The organism is Alkalicaulis satelles (assembly GCF_008630495.1).
GTDB lineage: Bacteria > Pseudomonadota > Alphaproteobacteria > Caulobacterales > Maricaulaceae > Oceanicaulis > Oceanicaulis satelles.
The window spans coordinates 504,687-521,854 of sequence record NZ_VWOJ01000001.1; the positions used below are offsets into that span (position 1 = coordinate 504,687).

At 66.3% G+C, this 17,168-nt stretch carries 18 protein-coding genes; 10 read left to right on the top strand and 8 right to left on the bottom strand.

What is annotated here, in order from left to right; genetic code table 11:
- Positions 1-13 precede the first annotated feature (13 nt).
- From F1654_RS02440 to recG, 4 genes are all read right to left on the bottom strand, one after another.
- Positions 14-1,402 (bottom strand): pyruvate dehydrogenase complex dihydrolipoamide acetyltransferase, encoded by a 1,389-nt coding sequence (locus F1654_RS02440; protein ID WP_150021907.1) that lies wholly within the window; start codon positions 1,400-1,402, stop codon positions 14-16.
- A 6-nt stretch (positions 1,403-1,408) separates the two neighbouring features.
- Entirely contained in the window at positions 1,409-2,857 is a 1,449-nt protein-coding gene (locus F1654_RS02445) for a pyruvate dehydrogenase complex E1 component subunit beta (protein WP_150021908.1), read from the bottom strand.
- Between the two features lie 4 nt (positions 2,858-2,861).
- Positions 2,862-3,896 carry a pyruvate dehydrogenase (acetyl-transferring) E1 component subunit alpha gene (gene pdhA, locus F1654_RS02450; RefSeq protein WP_150021909.1) on the bottom strand — a complete coding sequence of 345 codons (1,035 nt, stop codon included), beginning with the start codon at positions 3,894-3,896 and terminating at the stop codon, positions 2,862-2,864.
- 547 nt (positions 3,897-4,443) lie between these two features.
- Complete coding sequence (gene recG / locus F1654_RS02455) at positions 4,444-6,534, bottom strand: ATP-dependent DNA helicase RecG (protein ID WP_150021910.1); 2,091 nt, start codon at positions 6,532-6,534, stop codon at positions 4,444-4,446.
- Positions 6,535-6,659: 125 nt separating this feature from the next.
- On the opposite strand from recG, the gene brnA reads away from it, so the two are divergent.
- The 4 genes from brnA to F1654_RS02475 all read left to right on the top strand — a co-directional run bounded on the left by brnA (position 6,660) and on the right by F1654_RS02475 (position 8,153).
- Entirely contained in the window at positions 6,660-6,875 is a 216-nt protein-coding gene (gene brnA / locus F1654_RS02460) for a type II toxin-antitoxin system BrnA family antitoxin (RefSeq protein WP_150021911.1), read from the top strand.
- Positions 6,863-7,213, top strand: a complete 351-nt coding sequence (locus F1654_RS02465) for a hypothetical protein (RefSeq protein WP_150021912.1) — start codon at positions 6,863-6,865, stop codon at positions 7,211-7,213. Before brnA ends, F1654_RS02465 begins: the two co-directional genes overlap by 13 nt.
- 42 nt (positions 7,214-7,255) lie before the next feature.
- Positions 7,256-7,579 carry an FAD assembly factor SdhE gene (locus tag F1654_RS02470; RefSeq protein WP_150021913.1) on the top strand — a complete coding sequence of 108 codons (324 nt, stop codon included), beginning with the start codon at positions 7,256-7,258 and terminating at the stop codon, positions 7,577-7,579.
- Positions 7,580-7,841: 262 nt separating this feature from the next.
- Positions 7,842-8,153, top strand: a complete 312-nt coding sequence (locus tag F1654_RS02475) for an FtsB family cell division protein (RefSeq protein WP_233205076.1) — start codon at positions 7,842-7,844, stop codon at positions 8,151-8,153.
- A 6-nt stretch (positions 8,154-8,159) separates the two neighbouring features.
- On the opposite strand, the gene F1654_RS02480 is transcribed toward F1654_RS02475, so the two are convergent.
- Entirely contained in the window at positions 8,160-8,930 is a 771-nt protein-coding gene (locus F1654_RS02480) for an SDR family oxidoreductase (RefSeq protein ID WP_150021915.1), read from the bottom strand.
- A gap of 88 nt (positions 8,931-9,018) precedes the next feature.
- On the opposite strand from F1654_RS02480, the gene folB reads away from it, so the two are divergent.
- The 3 genes from folB (at position 9,019) to F1654_RS13980 (ending at position 10,386) form a co-directional block, all read left to right on the top strand.
- A complete protein-coding gene (gene folB, locus F1654_RS02485) occupies positions 9,019-9,432 on the top strand; it encodes a dihydroneopterin aldolase (RefSeq protein WP_150021916.1) in 414 nt (137 codons plus the stop codon).
- A 66-nt stretch (positions 9,433-9,498) separates the two neighbouring features.
- Positions 9,499-10,137: a sterol desaturase family protein gene (locus F1654_RS02490; RefSeq protein WP_233205077.1), complete on the top strand. Its 639-nt coding sequence runs from the start codon at positions 9,499-9,501 to the stop codon at positions 10,135-10,137.
- Positions 10,138-10,386 (top strand): hypothetical protein, encoded by a 249-nt coding sequence (locus F1654_RS13980; RefSeq protein WP_233205079.1) that lies wholly within the window; start codon positions 10,138-10,140, stop codon positions 10,384-10,386.
- 1 nt (position 10,387) lies between these two features.
- On the opposite strand, the gene F1654_RS02495 is transcribed toward F1654_RS13980, so the two are convergent.
- Positions 10,388-11,170: a TylF/MycF/NovP-related O-methyltransferase gene (locus F1654_RS02495; protein ID WP_150021917.1), complete on the bottom strand. Its 783-nt coding sequence runs from the start codon at positions 11,168-11,170 to the stop codon at positions 10,388-10,390.
- Positions 11,171-11,181: 11 nt separating this feature from the next.
- Positions 11,182-12,102 carry a phytanoyl-CoA dioxygenase family protein gene (locus tag F1654_RS02500; protein WP_150021918.1) on the bottom strand — a complete coding sequence of 307 codons (921 nt, stop codon included), beginning with the start codon at positions 12,100-12,102 and terminating at the stop codon, positions 11,182-11,184.
- Positions 12,103-12,269: 167 nt separating this feature from the next.
- Between F1654_RS02500 and uvrC the strand changes: the two genes are divergently transcribed.
- The 3 genes from uvrC (at position 12,270) to F1654_RS02515 (ending at position 15,139) form a co-directional block, all read left to right on the top strand.
- A complete protein-coding gene (uvrC, locus tag F1654_RS02505) occupies positions 12,270-14,180 on the top strand; it encodes an excinuclease ABC subunit UvrC (protein ID WP_150021919.1) in 1,911 nt (636 codons plus the stop codon).
- The gene (locus F1654_RS02510) at positions 14,161-14,772 is read left to right on the top strand and encodes a CDP-alcohol phosphatidyltransferase family protein (RefSeq protein WP_150021920.1); all 612 of its coding nucleotides are present in this window, start codon (positions 14,161-14,163) and stop codon (positions 14,770-14,772) included. Before uvrC ends, F1654_RS02510 begins: the two co-directional genes overlap by 20 nt.
- A gap of 151 nt (positions 14,773-14,923) precedes the next feature.
- Positions 14,924-15,139, top strand: a complete 216-nt coding sequence (locus tag F1654_RS02515; RefSeq protein ID WP_150021921.1) for a hypothetical protein — start codon at positions 14,924-14,926, stop codon at positions 15,137-15,139.
- Between the two features lie 19 nt (positions 15,140-15,158).
- On the opposite strand, the gene F1654_RS02520 is transcribed toward F1654_RS02515, so the two are convergent.
- Positions 15,159-17,147 carry an acetyl/propionyl/methylcrotonyl-CoA carboxylase subunit alpha gene (locus tag F1654_RS02520; RefSeq protein ID WP_150021922.1) on the bottom strand — a complete coding sequence of 663 codons (1,989 nt, stop codon included), beginning with the start codon at positions 17,145-17,147 and terminating at the stop codon, positions 15,159-15,161.
- Between the last annotated feature and the right edge of the window lie 21 nt (positions 17,148-17,168).

The window sequence follows — 17,168 nt, forward strand, 5'->3', positions numbered from 1 at the left end:
GCAAGGCGCGCCCTTACATCAACATCGTCACCGGGTCTTCGATGAAGCCCTTGAAGGCGGTGATCCAGCGTGCGCCGGTGGCGCCGTCCACCACGCGGTGATCGCAGGTCAGGGTCACGGTCATGACCGTGGCCTTGGCGATGGCGCCGTCGGTGATCACCGCGCGCTCCTCGCCCGCGCCAATGCTCAAAATCATGCCCTGGGGCGGATTGAGGATGGAGGCGAAGGACTTGATCCCGAACATGCCCAGATTGGACAGCGAGAACGTGCCCCCCTGGAACTCTTCAGGCTTGAGTTTGCGCTCGCGCGCACGGGCGGCGAGGTCTTTCATCTCGGACGAGATCTGGATAAGGCCCTTGGCGTCGGCGTCAAAGATGATCGGGGTGATCAGCCCGCCCTCGATGGCCACGGCCACCGACACGTCGGCGTGCTTGTGCAGGGCGATGCGGCCATCCTCGATCCAGCTGGCGTTGGCCTCGGGCACGCGTTTCAGCGCCAGCCCCGACGCCTTGATCAGGATGTCATTGACCGACACCTTCACGCCGTCGGGCGCCTTGTCATTGACCTGTTTGCGGAAGGCCAAGAGCGCATCCAGCCGGCAATCCACATTGAGCGGGAAGTGCGGCACGTCGCGGAAGGACTCGGTGAGGCGCTTGGCCGAGATCTTCGTGATCCCGTCCGCCTTGCGCAGCTCATAGCGGTCCGCCGCGATGCCATAGCGCGCCAACGGTTCGTCCTCGCTGATCTCCGCACGGGCGGGCTCGGGCGCCCTGGGCGCTTCATCGCGCGCGGCGGATTTGGGCTTGGGCGCGTCCTTGGAGGCCGCCTCCACATCGCGCTTGATGATCCGCCCGCCGGGGCCGGAGCCGTCGATATCGGCGAGTTTCAATCCCGCCTGTTCGGCCAGGCGCCGGGCCAGCGGGGAGGCTTTGATACGGTCTGAACCGCCTTTCCCCCCTCCGGCCGCTTCGCGGCTGCCTCCCTCGCGCGCGGAGGAGGATGAAGCGTCATCCTTGGAGGCCTGAGCGTCTTTTCCTCCCCCGCCTGCCGGGGAGGTGTCGGCGGAGCCGACGGAGGGGGGATCGGACTTTTCAGCCGTCTCAGACTTGGACGACTTCGATCCACCGGACCCCGCCCCCTCCAGCGCGCTCTTGTCCTCGCCCTCTTCAAGGAGCAGGGCGATGACGGCGTTGACCTTCACGCCCTCGGTTCCGGCCTCCACCAGGATCTTGCCCAGCACGCCTTCGTCCACGGCCTCGACTTCCATGGTCGCCTTGTCGGTCTCGATCTCGGCGATGACATCGCCGGACTTGACCTCGTCGCCTTCCTTGACGAGCCAGGAGGCCAGCGTGCCCTCCTCCATGGTGGGCGACAGGGCGGGCATGAGAACTTCGATGGGCATAACGGCTTACTCCGCGTAGCAGACGGCTTTGACCGCCTTCACGATATCCTCAACGCCCGGCAGCGACAGCTTTTCCAGATTGGCGGCATAGGGCAGCGGCACGTCTTTCTGGTGCACGCGCAATGGCGGCGCATCGAGATAATCGAAGGCTTCGGCCGTCACCACCGCAGCGATTTCCGCGCCCACGCCCATGCGGCCCCAGCCTTCCTCGGCGCACACGATGCGGTGGGTTTTCTTCACGCTCTCGATGACCGTATCGGTGTCCAGCGGGCGCAATGTGCGCAGATCGATCACCTCGGCCTCGATGCCCTCTTCAGCCAGCTGTTCGGCGGCTTTGAGCGCAAAGCCCACCATGCGCGAATGGGCGGTGATGGTCACGTCAGAGCCCTCGCGGCGCACCTTGGCCTTGCCGATGGGCAGGACCCAGTCGTCCAGGTCGGGGATCTCGAACGTCTCGCCATACATCAGCTCGTGTTCGAGGAAGACCACCGGGTTGGGATCGCGGATCGCGGCTTTCAGCAGGCCCTTGGCGTCGGCGGCGTCATAGGGCGCGATCACTTTGAGGCCCGGCACATGGGCGTACCAGCTTGAGAAATCCTGGCTGTGCTGGGCGCCCACGCGGCTGGCCGCGCCATTGGGCCCGCGAAACACCATGGGACAGCCCATCTGGCCGCCGGACATGTAGAGCGTCTTGGCCGCCGAGTTGATGAGATGGTCGATGGCCTGCATGGCGAAGTTGAAGGTCATGAACTCGACCACGGGCTTCAGCCCGCCGAACGCCGCGCCCACGCCCAGGCCGGCAAAGCCGTGCTCGGTGATGGGCGTGTCCACCACGCGCTCAGACCCGAACTCCTGCAACAGCTCGCGCGTGACCTTGTAGGCGCCCTGGTACTCGGCCACCTCCTCGCCCATCACGAACACGGTCTCGTCCCGGCGCATCTCCTCGGCCATGGCGTCGCGCAGGGCGTCGCGCACGGTGATCTCCTTCATGGAGGTCCCTTCGGGGATGTCTGGGTCGGAGAGGGTTTTCCCCCCTCCGGCCGCTTCGCGCCCACCTCCCCCGCGCGCGGGGGAGGAAAGGGTTTCGTCGTCGCCCGAGGATTCTTTTCCTCCCCCGCCTGCGGGGGAGGTGTCAGCGTCGTCGGACGCTGACGGAGGGGGGGATTCTGTCTTCGATGAAGCCCCGGCCCCCTCCAGCGCCCCTTCATCCTCGCCGTCTTCGAGCAGCAGCGCGATCACGGCGTTGACCTTCACGCCTTCGGCGCCTTCCTCCACCAGCAGCTTGCCGACCACGCCTTCCTCGACGGCTTCGACTTCCATGGTCGCCTTGTCGGTCTCGATCTCGGCGATGACATCGCCGGATTTGACCGTGTCGCCGGGCTTCACGGTCCATTTGGCCAGCGTGCCCTCCTCCATGGTGGGCGACAGGGCGGGCATGAGAACTTCGATGGGCATCGCCTCAGACCTCCACCAGCACGTCGGTATACAGCTCGCTCGGGTCCGGCTCGGGACTGGTCTTGGCGAACTCGGCGCTTTCGTTGACGACGCGCTTGACCTCCTTGTCCATCTCCTTGAGCGCCTCCTCGTCCGACCAGCCTGCGTCGATGATCTTTTTGCGGGCCAGATCGAGCGGGTCCTTGTGATCGCGGAACTCGTTGACCTCGTCGCGGGTCCGGTATTTGGCCGGGTCGGACATGGAGTGGCCGCGATAGCGGTAGGTCTTCATCTCCAGGATGAACGGCCCCTTGCCCCCGCGCGCATGGGCGGCGGCTTTCTTGGCGGCCTCATACACCGCGATCACGTCCATGCCGTCCACCGGCTCGCCGGGAATGCCGAAGCTGGCGCCGCGCTTGTAAAGTTCGGTCTCGGAGCTGGCGCGCTTGACGCTGGTGCCCATGGCGTACTGGTTGTTCTCGATGATGTAGACCACCGGCAGGTTCCAGAGCTTGGCCATGTTGAAGCTCTCATAGACCTGGCCCTGATTGGCCGCGCCGTCGCCGAAATAGGCTGCGCAGATATTGCCATTGCCCCGGTATTTGTTGGCGAAGGCGAGCCCGGTGCCGATGGGAACTTGCGCGCCCACAATGCCATGGCCGCCGAAGAACTGCTTCTCGCGCGAGAACATGTGCATGGACCCGCCCTTGCCACGCGAATAGCCGCCCTCGCGCCCCGTCAGCTCGGCCATAACGCCGTTGGCGGTCATGCCCGCAGCCAGCATGTGGCCGTGATCGCGATAGCCGGTGATCACCTGATCGCCCGCCTCCAGCGCGCCCTGCACGCCCACCACCACGGCCTCCTGGCCGATATAGAGATGGCAGAAGCCGGCGATGAGCCCCATGCCGTAGAGCTGGCCGGACTTCTCTTCAAACCGGCGGATCAGCAGCATGTCCTGATACCAGGCCAGCAATTGTTCTTTGGTGACCGGCAGTTTGGCAGGCTTCTTGGACGCGCCGCCGGAGCGGGACGCAGACGAGGAGGAGGATTTCGACGCCATGTATTTCACACGCGAATTAGTTGTCGCGCTCTCCCTGTTGAGCTTGCCTGCCCTGTAGCAGGCCCCGGGGCGCGGCGTAAAGGCTGAACGGTGTTGCTGCGCTTGCGAAGTAATGGGGTGGGGAGGCAGGCGCCAGCATCAGGCGGTTGCCTCCTCACATCTCAAATATGCGTTTTCCCGGCGCACGCCGGGACCCAGGACCACGGCTGCAGCTGGGCCCCGTCTTTCGACGGGGAAACGCAAGGGGTGGAGAAAGCGTGATGCGGCGTTCTTCTTCCCTCCCCTTGATGGGGAGGGTGGGCCGGAGCTTTGCTCCGGCTCGGGTGGGGTGGACGGTAGTGGCGTCCAGATGATCTCCCGCACCCCCTCACCTTTATCCTCTCCCCCATGGTCATGGGGGAGAGGGGGCTTCTGAGGCTGAGCGTTATCCTTTGAGCTAGTGATCAGGCATTTCCGAATAGAACTCAGCGTCAAAGCCTCCTCTCCCCTCCTTGAGGGGAGAGGTAAGGTGAGGGGTGCTGCGCCGGGCTCTGAAAGGTTCGCTTCCTCACCCCGAGCGCATCAGTCTCACGCCCTCATCGCGCTCGAACAAATAGAGCAGCGTGCGCAGCGCTTCCCCGCGCTCACCGGCAAACACGTCCTCGCGCGCGGTTTCATAGCGGGCGGCTTCATCGGCCAGGGTTAGCAGGCTGGCGTGGGCGGCGAGATCGGCCAGGCGATAGTCGGGCAGGCCCGACTGGCGCAGGCCCAGAGGATCGCCCGAACCGCGCAGGCGCCAGTCTTCTTCCGCGATCTCAAACCCGTCATCGGTGCGGCGCATGATGTCCAGGCGCGCGCGCGCCGTCTCGCCCGGCTGGCCGTGATAGAGCAGCAAACACGTGGACGCCTTGTCGCCGCGCCCCACCCGCCCGCGCAGCTGGTGCAGCTGGGCCAGGCCAAAGCGCTCGGCGTGCTCGATTACCATGATGGTGGCGTCGGGCGCGTCCACGCCCACCTCGATCACGGTGGTGGCCACGAGGACATCGATCAGCCCGGCGCGGAAATCCTCGGCCGCCTTCTGCTTGTCGCGCGCGGGCATGCGGCCATGGACCAGACCCACCCGGCGCCCGGGCAGCATCTCGCCCAGCATGTGATGGCGCGCCTCGGCGGCGGCCAGATCCGACACATCGCTCTCTTCGACCAGCGGACACACCCAGTAGGCCCGCTCGCCCTGGCTCAGCGCGCGTTTCAGCCCCTCCACCACCTCGGCCAGGCGTTTGGCGGAGACCACACGCGTATCCGGCGCTATGCGCCCGGCGGGCTTTTCATCCAGGCGCGACACGTCCAGATCGCCAAACGCCGCCAGCGTCAGCGTGCGCGGAATGGGCGTGGCGCTCATGGCCAGCACGTCGGGCGCGGCGCCCTTCAGGGTCAGGCGGCGCCGGTCGGAGACGCCGAAGCGGTGCTGCTCGTCAATGACGGCAAGCGCCAGATCATGGAACTCCACCGCGTCCTGAAAGAGCGCATGGGTGCCGCACACCACATGGGCCTCGCCGCTGGCCATCTGGGCCAGCAATTCCGCCCGGCGCGCGCCCTTGTCCCGGCCCGTCAGGGCGATGACGCGGATGCCGGCGGGCGCCAGCAGCGCTTCCAGCACGCCGGCATGCTGGCGCGCGACGATCTCGGTGGGCGCCATCAGGGCGGTCTGCCCGCCCGCCTCGGCAGCGTGAGCGGCGGCCAGCGCCGCGACAAACGTCTTGCCCGAACCCACATCGCCATGGATGAGGCGCATCATGCGCAAGGGCGCTTCCAGATCGGCGCGCACGGCCTCAAACGCGCGCAGCTGGGCGCCCGTGGGCGTGAAGGGCGCGTGATCGAGCACCGCCCTCACCTTCGCGCCATCACCGGTCAGCGCGCGGCCCTTGCGGGCGCGGCGTTCGCGCCGGGCGAGCTTCAGGGCCAGCTGGTGGGCGAACAACTCGTCAAACGCCAGGCGCGCGCGGGCGGGCGATTGCGGCTCCAGATCGTCAGCGCCTTGCGGCGCATGCAGCGCCAGCAGCGAGGCGCGCCAGCCCGCCCAGCCCTCGCGCGCGGCCAGCGCCGCATCGATCCATTCGGGCAGGTCCGGCGCGGTCTCCAGCGCGCCGGCCACCGCCTTGCGCATCACCGCGCCCGACAGCCCGGCGGTGAGCGGATAGACCGGCTGGAGCAAGTCCGCGTCGGCGATCTCGCCGGGGACGGCGATCAGGTCGGGATGGACCATCTGGATTTCAGAGCCGAAGCGCTCGGCCTTGCCCGACACCACCCGGCGCGCGCCCACAGGCAGAACCCGCATCAGGTAATCGGGCCGCGCGTTGAAGAACACCAGATGCAGAAAACCCGTCTCGTCGCGCAGGCGGACTATATAGGGCTGCTTCATGGTGGGGCGCGGCACATGGGCCTCCACCTCGCCTTCCAGCGTCACCACCCCGCCCGCATCGCCCGCATCCGAAATCAGCGCCCGGCGCGTGCGGTCCACCAGGCCGGTGGGCGGTGTGAACAGCACATCCTTCACCCGCGGCCCGCCCACAGCCCGCGCCATCAACTCGGCCAGCTTCGGCCCCACGCCCTTCAGCGTGGTGAGGTCAGCGAACAGAGGGAATAGGGATTGGGGGCGCATGGGAGGAGTTAAGCCGCGCCGGGGATGGAGGGGAAGGGGTGAGTGGCGGGGGAAATCGTTTCACCTCAAATTGAAGCGCTGCCGGGGCGCTGATATAGGTGAATTTGGTCTTGGGAGCGCTGGCGATGAAAGCTCATGAATTCGATGCGGAGTTTGATGATGGCTACAACGTTAGTGAAGCAATTGACTGGTCGAATGCGCGGCGTCCGAACGAAATGCTCCAACGGATTTCAGTGGATTTGCCTGAATGGATGATTGATGCGCTAGACCGGAAGGCGCGCAATCTGGGCATGACGCGGGAGGATCTGATAAGGCTGTGGATTGGAGCATGGTGCCTATGATTGAAGTTTTAGTTTCTGGGCTCGTTTTGGCGGCAGTTTCTGCACTAGCCTGGATCGCATATAAACATCCGAAGGGATATCAGCGAATTTATGGGAAAATTCTGCTCCTAGGAGGGACAATATATTTAGGCGTTACTATTTACTGGGTAGGGTTTATAGATGGCCAAAGCAGATTAAGAACAAAAGTAATTGATATTAGCCCAAATTACAACATTCCGATGAGCGAACTTTCGACCACTATTATATATGCGCCTGGGTGGGCCTTTTTAATTTATATTGCATTTGCCGCATATGTGATTTTTTTGAGCCTGCTACCTAACTTGCTCAAAGAGGATTAACTCCCTTCCCCCCTCCCGCCCCCTCCCCTATATCGCCCACCCATGAGCGATGATCCGTTTTCCGATCCGAACCGTCCCATCAACGCGGCTGACCGGCGCAAGCGGCTGTTGTTCCGCGCCTGGCGGCGGGGGTTCAAGGAGGCTGATCTGATCATGGGGCGGTTCGCCGAGGCGCGGCTGGAGACGCTCTCTTCTGACGAGCTGGACGCGTTCGAGCGCCTGCTCGATGCACCAGACACCGAGGTTTATGGCTGGATCACCGGCACGATTGAGACGCCGCGCAATTTCGACACGCCGGTGCTGGACGCGCTCAAAGCCTTCCGCTTCCACGCCGAGGCCGCCAGCGGCGACGGGCCGTCGGCTTAAGCCGACGGTTTTTTCGTGGCCGCGCAAATTATCCGAAAACCGGTCCCCACTTTTCGGTTTGCGCGGCGAGCCTGACGGCCGCCGGTTTTAAGCGGCGGCGCAATTTATCCAAAAACCGGTTCCCGCTTTTTGGATTGCGCCGGCGCCCACGCCTCACAACGAATCACCGGCGGACTCGATTCGCCTAACGCTTCCTTTACCCTGGCGCGCTAGCGTTCCGCCCGTACGATCCGCAAAAGGCGGACGGTGGATGGAGGCGGCTGTGACTGCGCTAAAGCGCTTCAGCCTGACGATTGGCCTGTTGGTGTTTATCGCCTATCTGGCCTACCACGCCCTGCACGGGGAGCAGGGCGTGATCAATCATGCGCGCATCAAGGCCGACATCGCCTCCGCCGAGGCGGTGCTGGCCGAGACGCGAGCGCAGCGCATGGCCATGGAAGACCGGGTCGCGCGCCTGGACGACCGCACCGGCGCGGTGGATGTGGACTATCTCGAAGAGCGCGCCCGCGCCGTGCTGCGTTTTGCCCACCCCAATGAAATCGTGGTGATGACCGACCCGCAGCGCGGGTTCTAGGCAGGTTCAAAGCGCTCCGAACACGTCGCGCGTGAGGCGCGGGTCGAAATGCTGCCCGCCATCGACACACACGATCTGGCCCGAGACCGAGGGCGTATTCAGGAAATAGCGCAGCGTGCGCACCAGATCGTCCGGCGTGGGCCCGCGTGTCAGCGGGTTGTCATGATGCAGGCGTTCGAACTGCTCCACCGAATGATAGGGGCTGGGCAAGGTGAGGCCCGGCGCGGCCGCGTTGACCCGCACGCGCGGCGCCAGCGCGCGCGCCAGCATCTGCGTCATGGTCATCAGCGCGGCCTTGGACAATGTGTAGGAGAAGAAATCGGCGTTGATATTGAACAGCTTGTAGTCCAGCAGGTTGAAGATCATCGATCCTTCAGGCGCCTGGGCCGCGAACGCCCGGCTCAGGAGCGCGGGCGCCAGCGTGTTGGCGTCCATATGCCGGCGGAAGCTGTCGGCGCTGATGGTGTCGAAACCGTCGTCCTCAAAGATCGAGGCGGAATTGACCAGCACGCTGACCGGCCCCAGCGCCGCGCGCGCTGCATCGATCAGACCCCCGGCGGCGTCAGGATCAGACAGGTCGGCTCCCAGCGCCTCAGCCCGCCCGCCCGCATCGCGAATGGCCTGCGCAAAGGCTTCAGCTTCCTCGCGCGAGGTGTTGTAGTGGACCGCCAGCGCATAGCCGTCCTCGGCCAGGGCTTCAGCCAGCGCCCGCCCGATGCGCCTGGCCGCGCCGGTGACCAGGGCGGCGCCTTCGGGTTTCTTGACGGCGGCACTCATGGGCGTGTCTCCTCGGGCGCCAAGCCAGGTGTTCATTATGCGCTCAAGCGGGCATATAGCGTGACGCAGCGAGAAAACAGAAGGCCCCATGAAACTTGAACCCGTCCGCCCCGGCGCCGCACCGGCCGCCCGCCCCGCCCATGCCGGCGAGCGCACCAGCGTGCGCGTGCGCGGGCTCAGGCTGGAGGCGGAGGTGGGCGTGTACGACTCAGAGCGCGGCCGGCGCCAGCCAGTGCGCATCGATCTCACCGCCGAAGTGGACGCCAGCGCCGCCAGCCCCTCCGGGCGCCTGGCTGAAGCGGTCAATTACGCCGCGCTCGCCGAAACCGTGCGCCAGATCGTGCTGTCACGCCATCACGACCTCTTGGAAGACCTCGCCCAGCTGATCGCCGACACCCTGTTCGCCGATCCGCGCATCACGCGCCTGAACCTCGAGATCGACAAGCTCACCGCCCTGGACGACGCCGACAGCGTCGGCGTGACGCTGGAGCGCTGGCGCTAGGACATTCATTGACAGATCGATCAGTCAAATGCATGCTCCCGTCATCCGTGAGGGAGCGCGCGCGCCATGATCGACGCCTTCATCGAGTTTGCATCCGGTCCGTGGGGGCTGTGGGCGCTGGGCGGAGTGTATTTCTCGCTGGTCATCGGCGAGCGGGTCTGGGCGGCCCTGCGCCAGCCGGGCGTCTATGACAATCGCGAGGCGCTGTGCTCGGTGGCCCTCAATCTGATGAACAGCCTGATCCATCTGGGTCTGGCCATCATCATCCCCATCGCGCTGTATCTCACCGTATTCGAGCATGCCCGCCTGTTCACCGTGGAGGCGCTCTGGCTGGCCATCGTGCTGGCCTTCGTGGTGCACGAGCTGGCGTATTATTTTGAGCACCGCATCTCCCACCGTGTGGGGCTGTTCTGGGCGTTTCACACGATCCACCACTCGGCCAACCAGTTCAATCACACCACGGCGGCGCGGGGATTCGTGCTCGACGGCCAGCTGCAAGGGCTGTTCGGCCTGGCCGCCGCCTGCCTGGGCGTGCCGCCTGTGGTCTATTTCGCGACCGCCTGGCTCAAGAGCGCCTACGGCATCTGGAACCACGCCAGCTATGTGGGCGATATGGGATGGATGGAGCGCTGGTTCGCCACGCCGCGCAATCACATGGTCCATCACGGCACAGAAGCCAAATATATCGACAAGAACTATTCCTAGGTGCTGATCGTCTGGGACCGGCTGCTGGGGACGTTCCAGCCCTATGAGGAGCGCCCGCGCGTGGGCCTGATCGAGCCGGTGACGGACAATAATCCCCTCACCGCGCAATTTACCGGCGTGCGGCAACTCGCGGCGAAGATCGCCTCGGCGGAGCGCTGGCAGGACAAGCTCGCCTATCTCTGGCGCCCGCCCGAATGGCGCCATGACGCGCCAAGGTCTGCAAGCCCGGCTGCCGTCCCGGCCGAATAGCTCACCCCGCCGGCTTGCGGATCCAGCCGCCCGGCGCGGAGAGCCAGGGGAATTTCTCGATCACCGGCGGCTTGCCGCCGAAATACTCCTCCACCGCGCGCGATTCACCTGGCCATTCGGTGATGCCGTACTCGTCCAGCAGCACGATCCCGCCCGGCACGATGTGGGGATAAAACGCCTTCAGCGCCGCCAGCGTCGGCTCATAGATATCGCAGTCGAGATGCAGCAGCGAGATGCGAAGGCCCGGATGGCGCTGCACATAGGCCGGCGCGGTCTCCACGATATCGCCCTCTTCCAGCACGATCCGGGGCTTTTTCGGCACGAAACTGTCGGCATTGAACAGATCGATGAGTTCCAGAAGCGTGTCCCGGAAGCCCGCAGACTCCCATCCGCCGTCGAAATTGCCCCGGTTGACCGCCCCGTCCTTCTCCGTCTCGTCGGCCTGCGACCGGCCGGTCAGGCCCTGGAAATGGTCAAATCCGATCACCTGCTTGGTGCGGTCGCCGGGGCAGAGGATTTCCAGGAAGCGCGCGAAATTGAACAGGGATTCGCCCTTGTAGACGCCGCACTCCACGACATGACCGGGCAGATTGGCGACCATCTTGAACACTTCCCAGTGGCCAAAGGCCTTGGACGCATACATGCGCCGCTGGAAGGCGTTGAGCTGGTGGATGATGTCCTCGTCGCCCGCATGGCGGCGCAGCACATCGCCATAGCGCGCATCCATCGGGCGCATGTCCGCAGCCACCGGATTGGCCTCGCGCCAGGACGCTGTCTTGCTCATGATGTCAGTCCTCAGACGCTCGACAGGCCGGACTGGCCGGCCTGGGTGTTGACGAAATTGCCCTTCATCACCGCCACCCCGCTGGCCGCGAGATCGCGCCGGGTCTGGTCAATGCTCAGGGGATAGGGGATGGACGCATTCAGCCGCGCCAGCGCGCAATCATGCGCGTCGGGGTCCATCTCGATGAGATAGCGCAGCGATATCCGGCGCCGGTCCCCGGCGGTGGGCTGGGTGCCGTGCAACAGGCAGGCGTGCCAGTAATGCACCGCGCCCGCCGGCCCGGTCAGGCGCACGGTGTTTTCCTCGATGGCATCCCCGTGGGCGGTATAACGCGAGCGCCCCTGCGCCTTGTCCAGAAGGGTGAGCTCATGGGGGAAGATATCGGCGCCCAGCCGGTGACTGCGCGGCAGGAGATAAAGCGGCGCATCGCCCGGCCCCACGTCCTCGAGATAGACATAGACGGTGATGAAATCAGCCTCGCGCGCCGACCAGTCGATCAGGTCCTGGTGCAGGTCTATGCCCCAGAAATAGGTCATGTCGCGGTATTCGGGCCGGATGTAAGCGCCCAGATTATTGACGTTATTGTTCTCGATGCGCGCGCGCAGCCAGACCGGGATCTCGCTGTGGGGCATGCCGACCACGAATTTGCGGTCCATCACCTTGTGCCCCGGCCCCAGAACGCGCCGCAGCGCGCCGGTCAGGGCGTCATCAGCCTCCAGCGGCGCGATCAGCGCGTCCAGCGCCTCGGCCAGATTACGCCCCGGGCGCGGATTTGTGCCCCGGTGCACCGGGTCCGCCTCATACTCGGCCTCGGTCAGGAACAGCGAGGCGTCAAACCGGCGCGTGCGCCCCACCGCCTCCAGCAGGGCTGACAGCTGCGCAGGCGCGAAACGGCAGTCGATGCGGTCATAGCCAAGGGCTTCAAAGCTCATGGGACAGGGCCCGAATGCAACGCGCCTGCAAGAGCCGGTGCAGGCAGGCCGGACGTGTGATCCCAGCGGAGCGCTGATTTGGTAAAGCCCGGCTTAAGGATTTGCGCTGGAGGGCCCCCTGCCCCTGACCGCTGACGCGGCGCACTGCGCGTCCTATCTTCTCCCCCATGGCCAAGGCTGCCCGACCTGATGCGCCGCCCCTGAATGGGGCAGGCGACGCCGCCCCGGACGGGGCGGGCGGTGAGGCGCGTTCCGGGCCGCAGATCATTGCCGACTATGTCAAACAGCTGCCCCTCAAGCCCGGCGTCTACCGCATGTATGGCGCGGACGGCGAGGTGCTCTATGTGGGCAAGGCCAAGAAGCTGAAAAACCGTGTGGCCAGCTACGCCAAGACCGGCGGCCACACCAACCGCATCGCCCTGATGATCGCGCTGACGCGCGCCATGGAGTTCGTGGTCACCAGCACCGAAACCGAGGCGCTGCTGCTGGAAGCCAATCTGATCAAGCGCCTCAAGCCGCGCTTCAACATCATCCTGCGCGACGACAAGTCGTTTCCCTATATCCTCATCCGCACCGACCACGCTGCGCCCCAGCTGATGAAGCATCGCGGCGCGCGCAAGGCCAAGGGCGCGTATTTCGGCCCGTTCGCCAGCGCCGGCGCGGTCAATGACACGCTCAACACGCTGCAGAAAGCGTTCCTTCTGCGCACCTGCACCGACAGCGTCTATGACAGCCGCACCCGGCCCTGCATGCTCTACCAGATCAAGCGCTGCGCGGCGCCGTGCGTGGGCTATGTGGACGAGGCGCAATACGCCGCTCTGGTGGCCGACGCCGACAGCTTCCTGCGCGGGCGCTCCAACCAGTTGCGTGAAGCGCTCCAGGCGCAGATGAGCGCCGCCTCCGACGCCCTGGACTTCGAACAGGCCGGGCGCCTGCGCGACCGCATCCGCGCGCTGGCCGCCGTCACCACCCGGCAGGACATCAATCTGGACGGGGTGGAGGAGGCCGACGTGGTCGCCGTCCACTCCGAGGGCGGGCGTTCCTGCGTGCAGGTCTTCTTCTTCCGGGCGGGCCAGAACTGGGGCAACCGGGCCTTCTATCCGCGCCATGAAGCCGATGCGGACGAGGCGGGCGTGATGACCGCCTTCCTCGCCCAGTTCTATGACGACAAGCCCGCCCCGCGCCTGATCCTGACCAGCCATGCGCCTGAGGATTCCGAGCTTCTGGCCGAGGCGCTGGCCCTGCGCGCCGGTCACCCGGTGGAGATCCGCGCGCCCCGGCGCGGCGCCAAGAAACAGCTGGTCGAGCAGGCGCTGCGCAATGCGCGCGAGGCGCTGGCCCGCCAGATGGCCGAAAGCGCCTCCCAGGCCCAGCTTCTCAAGGGCGTGGCCAAGGTGTTCGGCCTGGCCGCGCCGCCGTCGCGCATCGAGGTCTATGACAACTCCCATATCCAGGGCGCCAATGCGCTGGGCGCCATGATCGTCGCCGGGCCGGAGGGGTTCGAGAAAACCGCCTACCGGCGCTTCAACATGAAGGGCGAGGACGCGGCCACCGACGATGATTACGCCATGATGGCCGCCATGATGCGCCGGCGCTTCGCCCGGCTGGCGCGCGAGCGGGCCGAGGGCGCGCCCGCGCCCGGTCTGGTGCTGATTGATGGCGGCAAGGGCCAGCTCTCCACGGTGCAGGCGGTGATGGCCGAGCTGGACCTTTCAGACATTCCCCTCGCCGCCGTGGCCAAGGGCCCCGACCGCGATGCCGGGCGCGAGGTGTTCTACCTGCCCGGCAAGCCGCCCGTGCGCCTGCCGCCCAATGATCCTGTGCTGTATTACATCCAGCGCCTGCGCGACGAGGCGCACCGCTTCGCCATTACCGGCCACCGCGCGCGGCGCCAGCGCCAGATGCATGACAATCCGCTGGACGCCATTTCCGGCATCGGCGCCAAGCGCAAGAGCGCGCTGCTGAAGCATTTCGGCTCGGCGCGGGCGGTGGCGCGGGCCAATCTGGCCGATCTTGAAGCGGTTGAGGGCGTGTCCAGAACCATGGCAAGGACGATCTATGACCACTTCCACGAATAACGCCCTGCGCCATCTGCCCAATCTGGTCACCTTCGCGCGCATGGCCGCAGGGGTGTTCGGCGCGTACTGCCTCCTGGCCAGCGCGGGACAGCAGGCCGAAAGCGCAGCGCTGGCCTGGGGCGCAGCGGCGTTTGCGATCTTTATCCTGGCGGCGCTGAGCGACTGGCTGGATGGCTGGCTGGCGCGGGTTCTGGACGCGCGCAGCGCGCTGGGCGCGCTTCTCGATCCCATCGCCGACAAGGTGCTGGTGAGCGCCTATTTGCTGGCGTTCGCCGCGATCAGCGGCTGGATGATCTGGCTGGTCCTGCCCGTCGCCATCATCGTCGGGCGCGATGGGCTGGTCACGATCTTGCGCTTCACCCGCCCCGCCCCGGCCACGCTGACCGTGACGTCAGAGGCGCGCACCAAGACGGCGCTGGCCATGATCATGACCGCCGCGCCCTTCGTGCTGGTCACCATCGATCTGGCGACGCCGGCCCGCCTGCCGGTGGAGGCCTGGTTCTTCTACTGGGTCGGCGGCGTCTGGTTCATCGCCCTGCTCACCGCCTGGACGGCGTTTCCTTATGTGAGGGCGGCGCTGGGGCGGGGTTAGGGTTTCAGACTGTCCGGCGGCAGCGCAGGCCGGTCACGCGCGCCGGAAAGGAACACGCCTCAGGGGAGACCGGACAATATAAAAGTTGCCGCCGCTGTCTGGCGGGCATAGCCTGAGTGATGTCCAGATTACGCCTTGCTAGGGTTTCGCCATGATCCAGACCATACTCGCAATTGCGTGCCTCATGGCGCTTGCAGCCGCCGGTTTGCTTGTCGGTCAGGCGTACTGGGCCACCCACGATATCCGGAGCCAGGCGGCGCTAGCGCTGGATGAGTGCGGCGCCGGTAACGTGCTCAGTGTGGACCGCAACAGCTATCGCTGTCAGGCCCGCCCGGACGAGGAAACCCGCCGGGCAGGCGCTCACTGATCCCGGTCACGCCCGCCCCCTACCCCTCCGCCTCGCTCAGCACCACCAGGGCCGCGCCGTCGCTGACTTGCGCGCCGGTTTCGGCGTTGACGGCCTCCACCACCCCGTCGCGGGGGGCGGCCAGGGCGTGCTCCATTTTCATGGCTTCGAGCACCACCAGGGTCTGGCCCTTCTTGACTGCATCGCCCGGCTTCACGGCGACCGACAGCACCTTGCCGGGCATGGGGGCCAGGACCGCGCCGCCGCCTTCCAGGCCCTCAGCCTGGGCGGCGGCGTTATAGGGCGTGACAAGATGGGTTTCGCCCTGGGCGGAGACCAGCGCACCGCCGCCGGGCCACATCTCGAAGCGGGCGCTGACCGGCTGGCCGTCCAGGCGCGCGGTGAACAGGCCCGGCTCAAAGCGCGGGCCATCAAGGGTGAGGGTTTCGCCGCCGACCGCTGCCTCCAGACGGCCCTCAGCATAGCTCAGGCGCACGGCGAGGCGCGCGCCGGCATGGTCCAGCCCGGCCTCGATCACCGGCGCGCCATTGGCGCGGAAGCCGTCGCGCACATCCCAGGGATCGCGCGCCAGCGCCGCCAGAGGCCCGCCATCGGCAAGGGCCAGCGCGCCCGCAATCAAGCTCAGCGCCGGGGGCGACTGGGGCGCCAGCGCGTCCAGACGCTGATCGATGAAGCGGGTGTCCACGCGGCCTGCGCGGAAATCGGGATGGGTCAGCGCCCGGCGCAGGAAGCCGGCATTGGTGCGCACCGGCCAGACGCGCGTGCGCGCATCCAGTCCCGCCACCAGCACGTCAATCGCCTCCTCACGGGTGCCGCCGTGGGTGATCAGCTTGGCGATCATGGGGTCATAGTGCAGCGACACCTCGCCCCCCTCCTCCACGCCGGAATCGGCGCGAACGCCTTCGGGGTCGCCCGGCAGGGTCAGGCGGTCCAGCCGCCCGATGGAGGGCAGGAAGCCCGAGGCCGGGTCCTCGGCATAAAGGCGCGCCTCCATGGCCCAGCCCCTGATGGCGATGCGGTCCTGTTCGGGCGCCGGTCCGCCCGCCGCCACGCGCAGCTGCAGCTCTACCAGATCATAGCCGGTAATGGCCTCGGTGACCGGGTGCTCCACCTGCAGGCGGGTGTTCATCTCCATGAAATAGAAGCCGTCCTCGCGCAAAGGCCCGGACCCGTCCACGATGAACTCCACCGTGCCAGCGCCCACATAATTCACCGCCTCGGCCGCGCGCACGGCGGCTGAGCACATGGCCGCGCGCACATTGGGCGTCATGCCGGGCGCGGGGGCTTCCTCGATGACTTTCTGGTGGCGGCGCTGCAGCGAGCAGTCACGCTCGAAGAAATGCACCACGCGCCCGCGCCGGTCGCCGAACACCTGCACCTCAATATGGCGGGGGCTGGCGATGAATTTCTCGATCAGCACCCGGTCATCGCCGAAGCTGGATGCGGCCTCGCGCTGACAGCTGGCCAGCGCCTCGGCGAAATCGCCCGGCGCCTCCACCTTGCGCATGCCCTTGCCCCCGCCCCCGGCCACCGCCTTGATCAGGACCGGATAGCCGATCTTGCCGGCCTCCCTGGCCAGAAATTCCGGGTCCTGATCGGCTCCGTGATAGCCGGGCGTGACCGGCACGCCGGCCTTTTCCATCAGCGCCTTGGCGCGGTCTTTCAGGCCCATCGCCTCGATGGAGTCCGGATCGGGGCCGACAAACACGATCCCCGCCTTCTGGCAGGCCCGGGCGAAATCGGCGTTCTCCGACAAAAAGCCGTAGCCTGGATGGATGGCGTCCGCCCCGGTCTGTCTGGCCGCTTCCAGGATGAGGTCAGCCTTGAGATAGCTCTCGCGCGCCGGCGCCGGGCCCAGACGCACCGCCTGCCCGGCCAAGCGCACATGGGGCGCGTGCGCGTCCGCATCGGAATAGACCGCCACCGTGGCGATGCCCAAGCGGTGCGCGGTGCGCATGATGCGGCAGGCGATCTCGCCCCGGTTGGCGATGAGCAGCGTCTTGATCATGATCGGTCCCGGTCAGGAAAG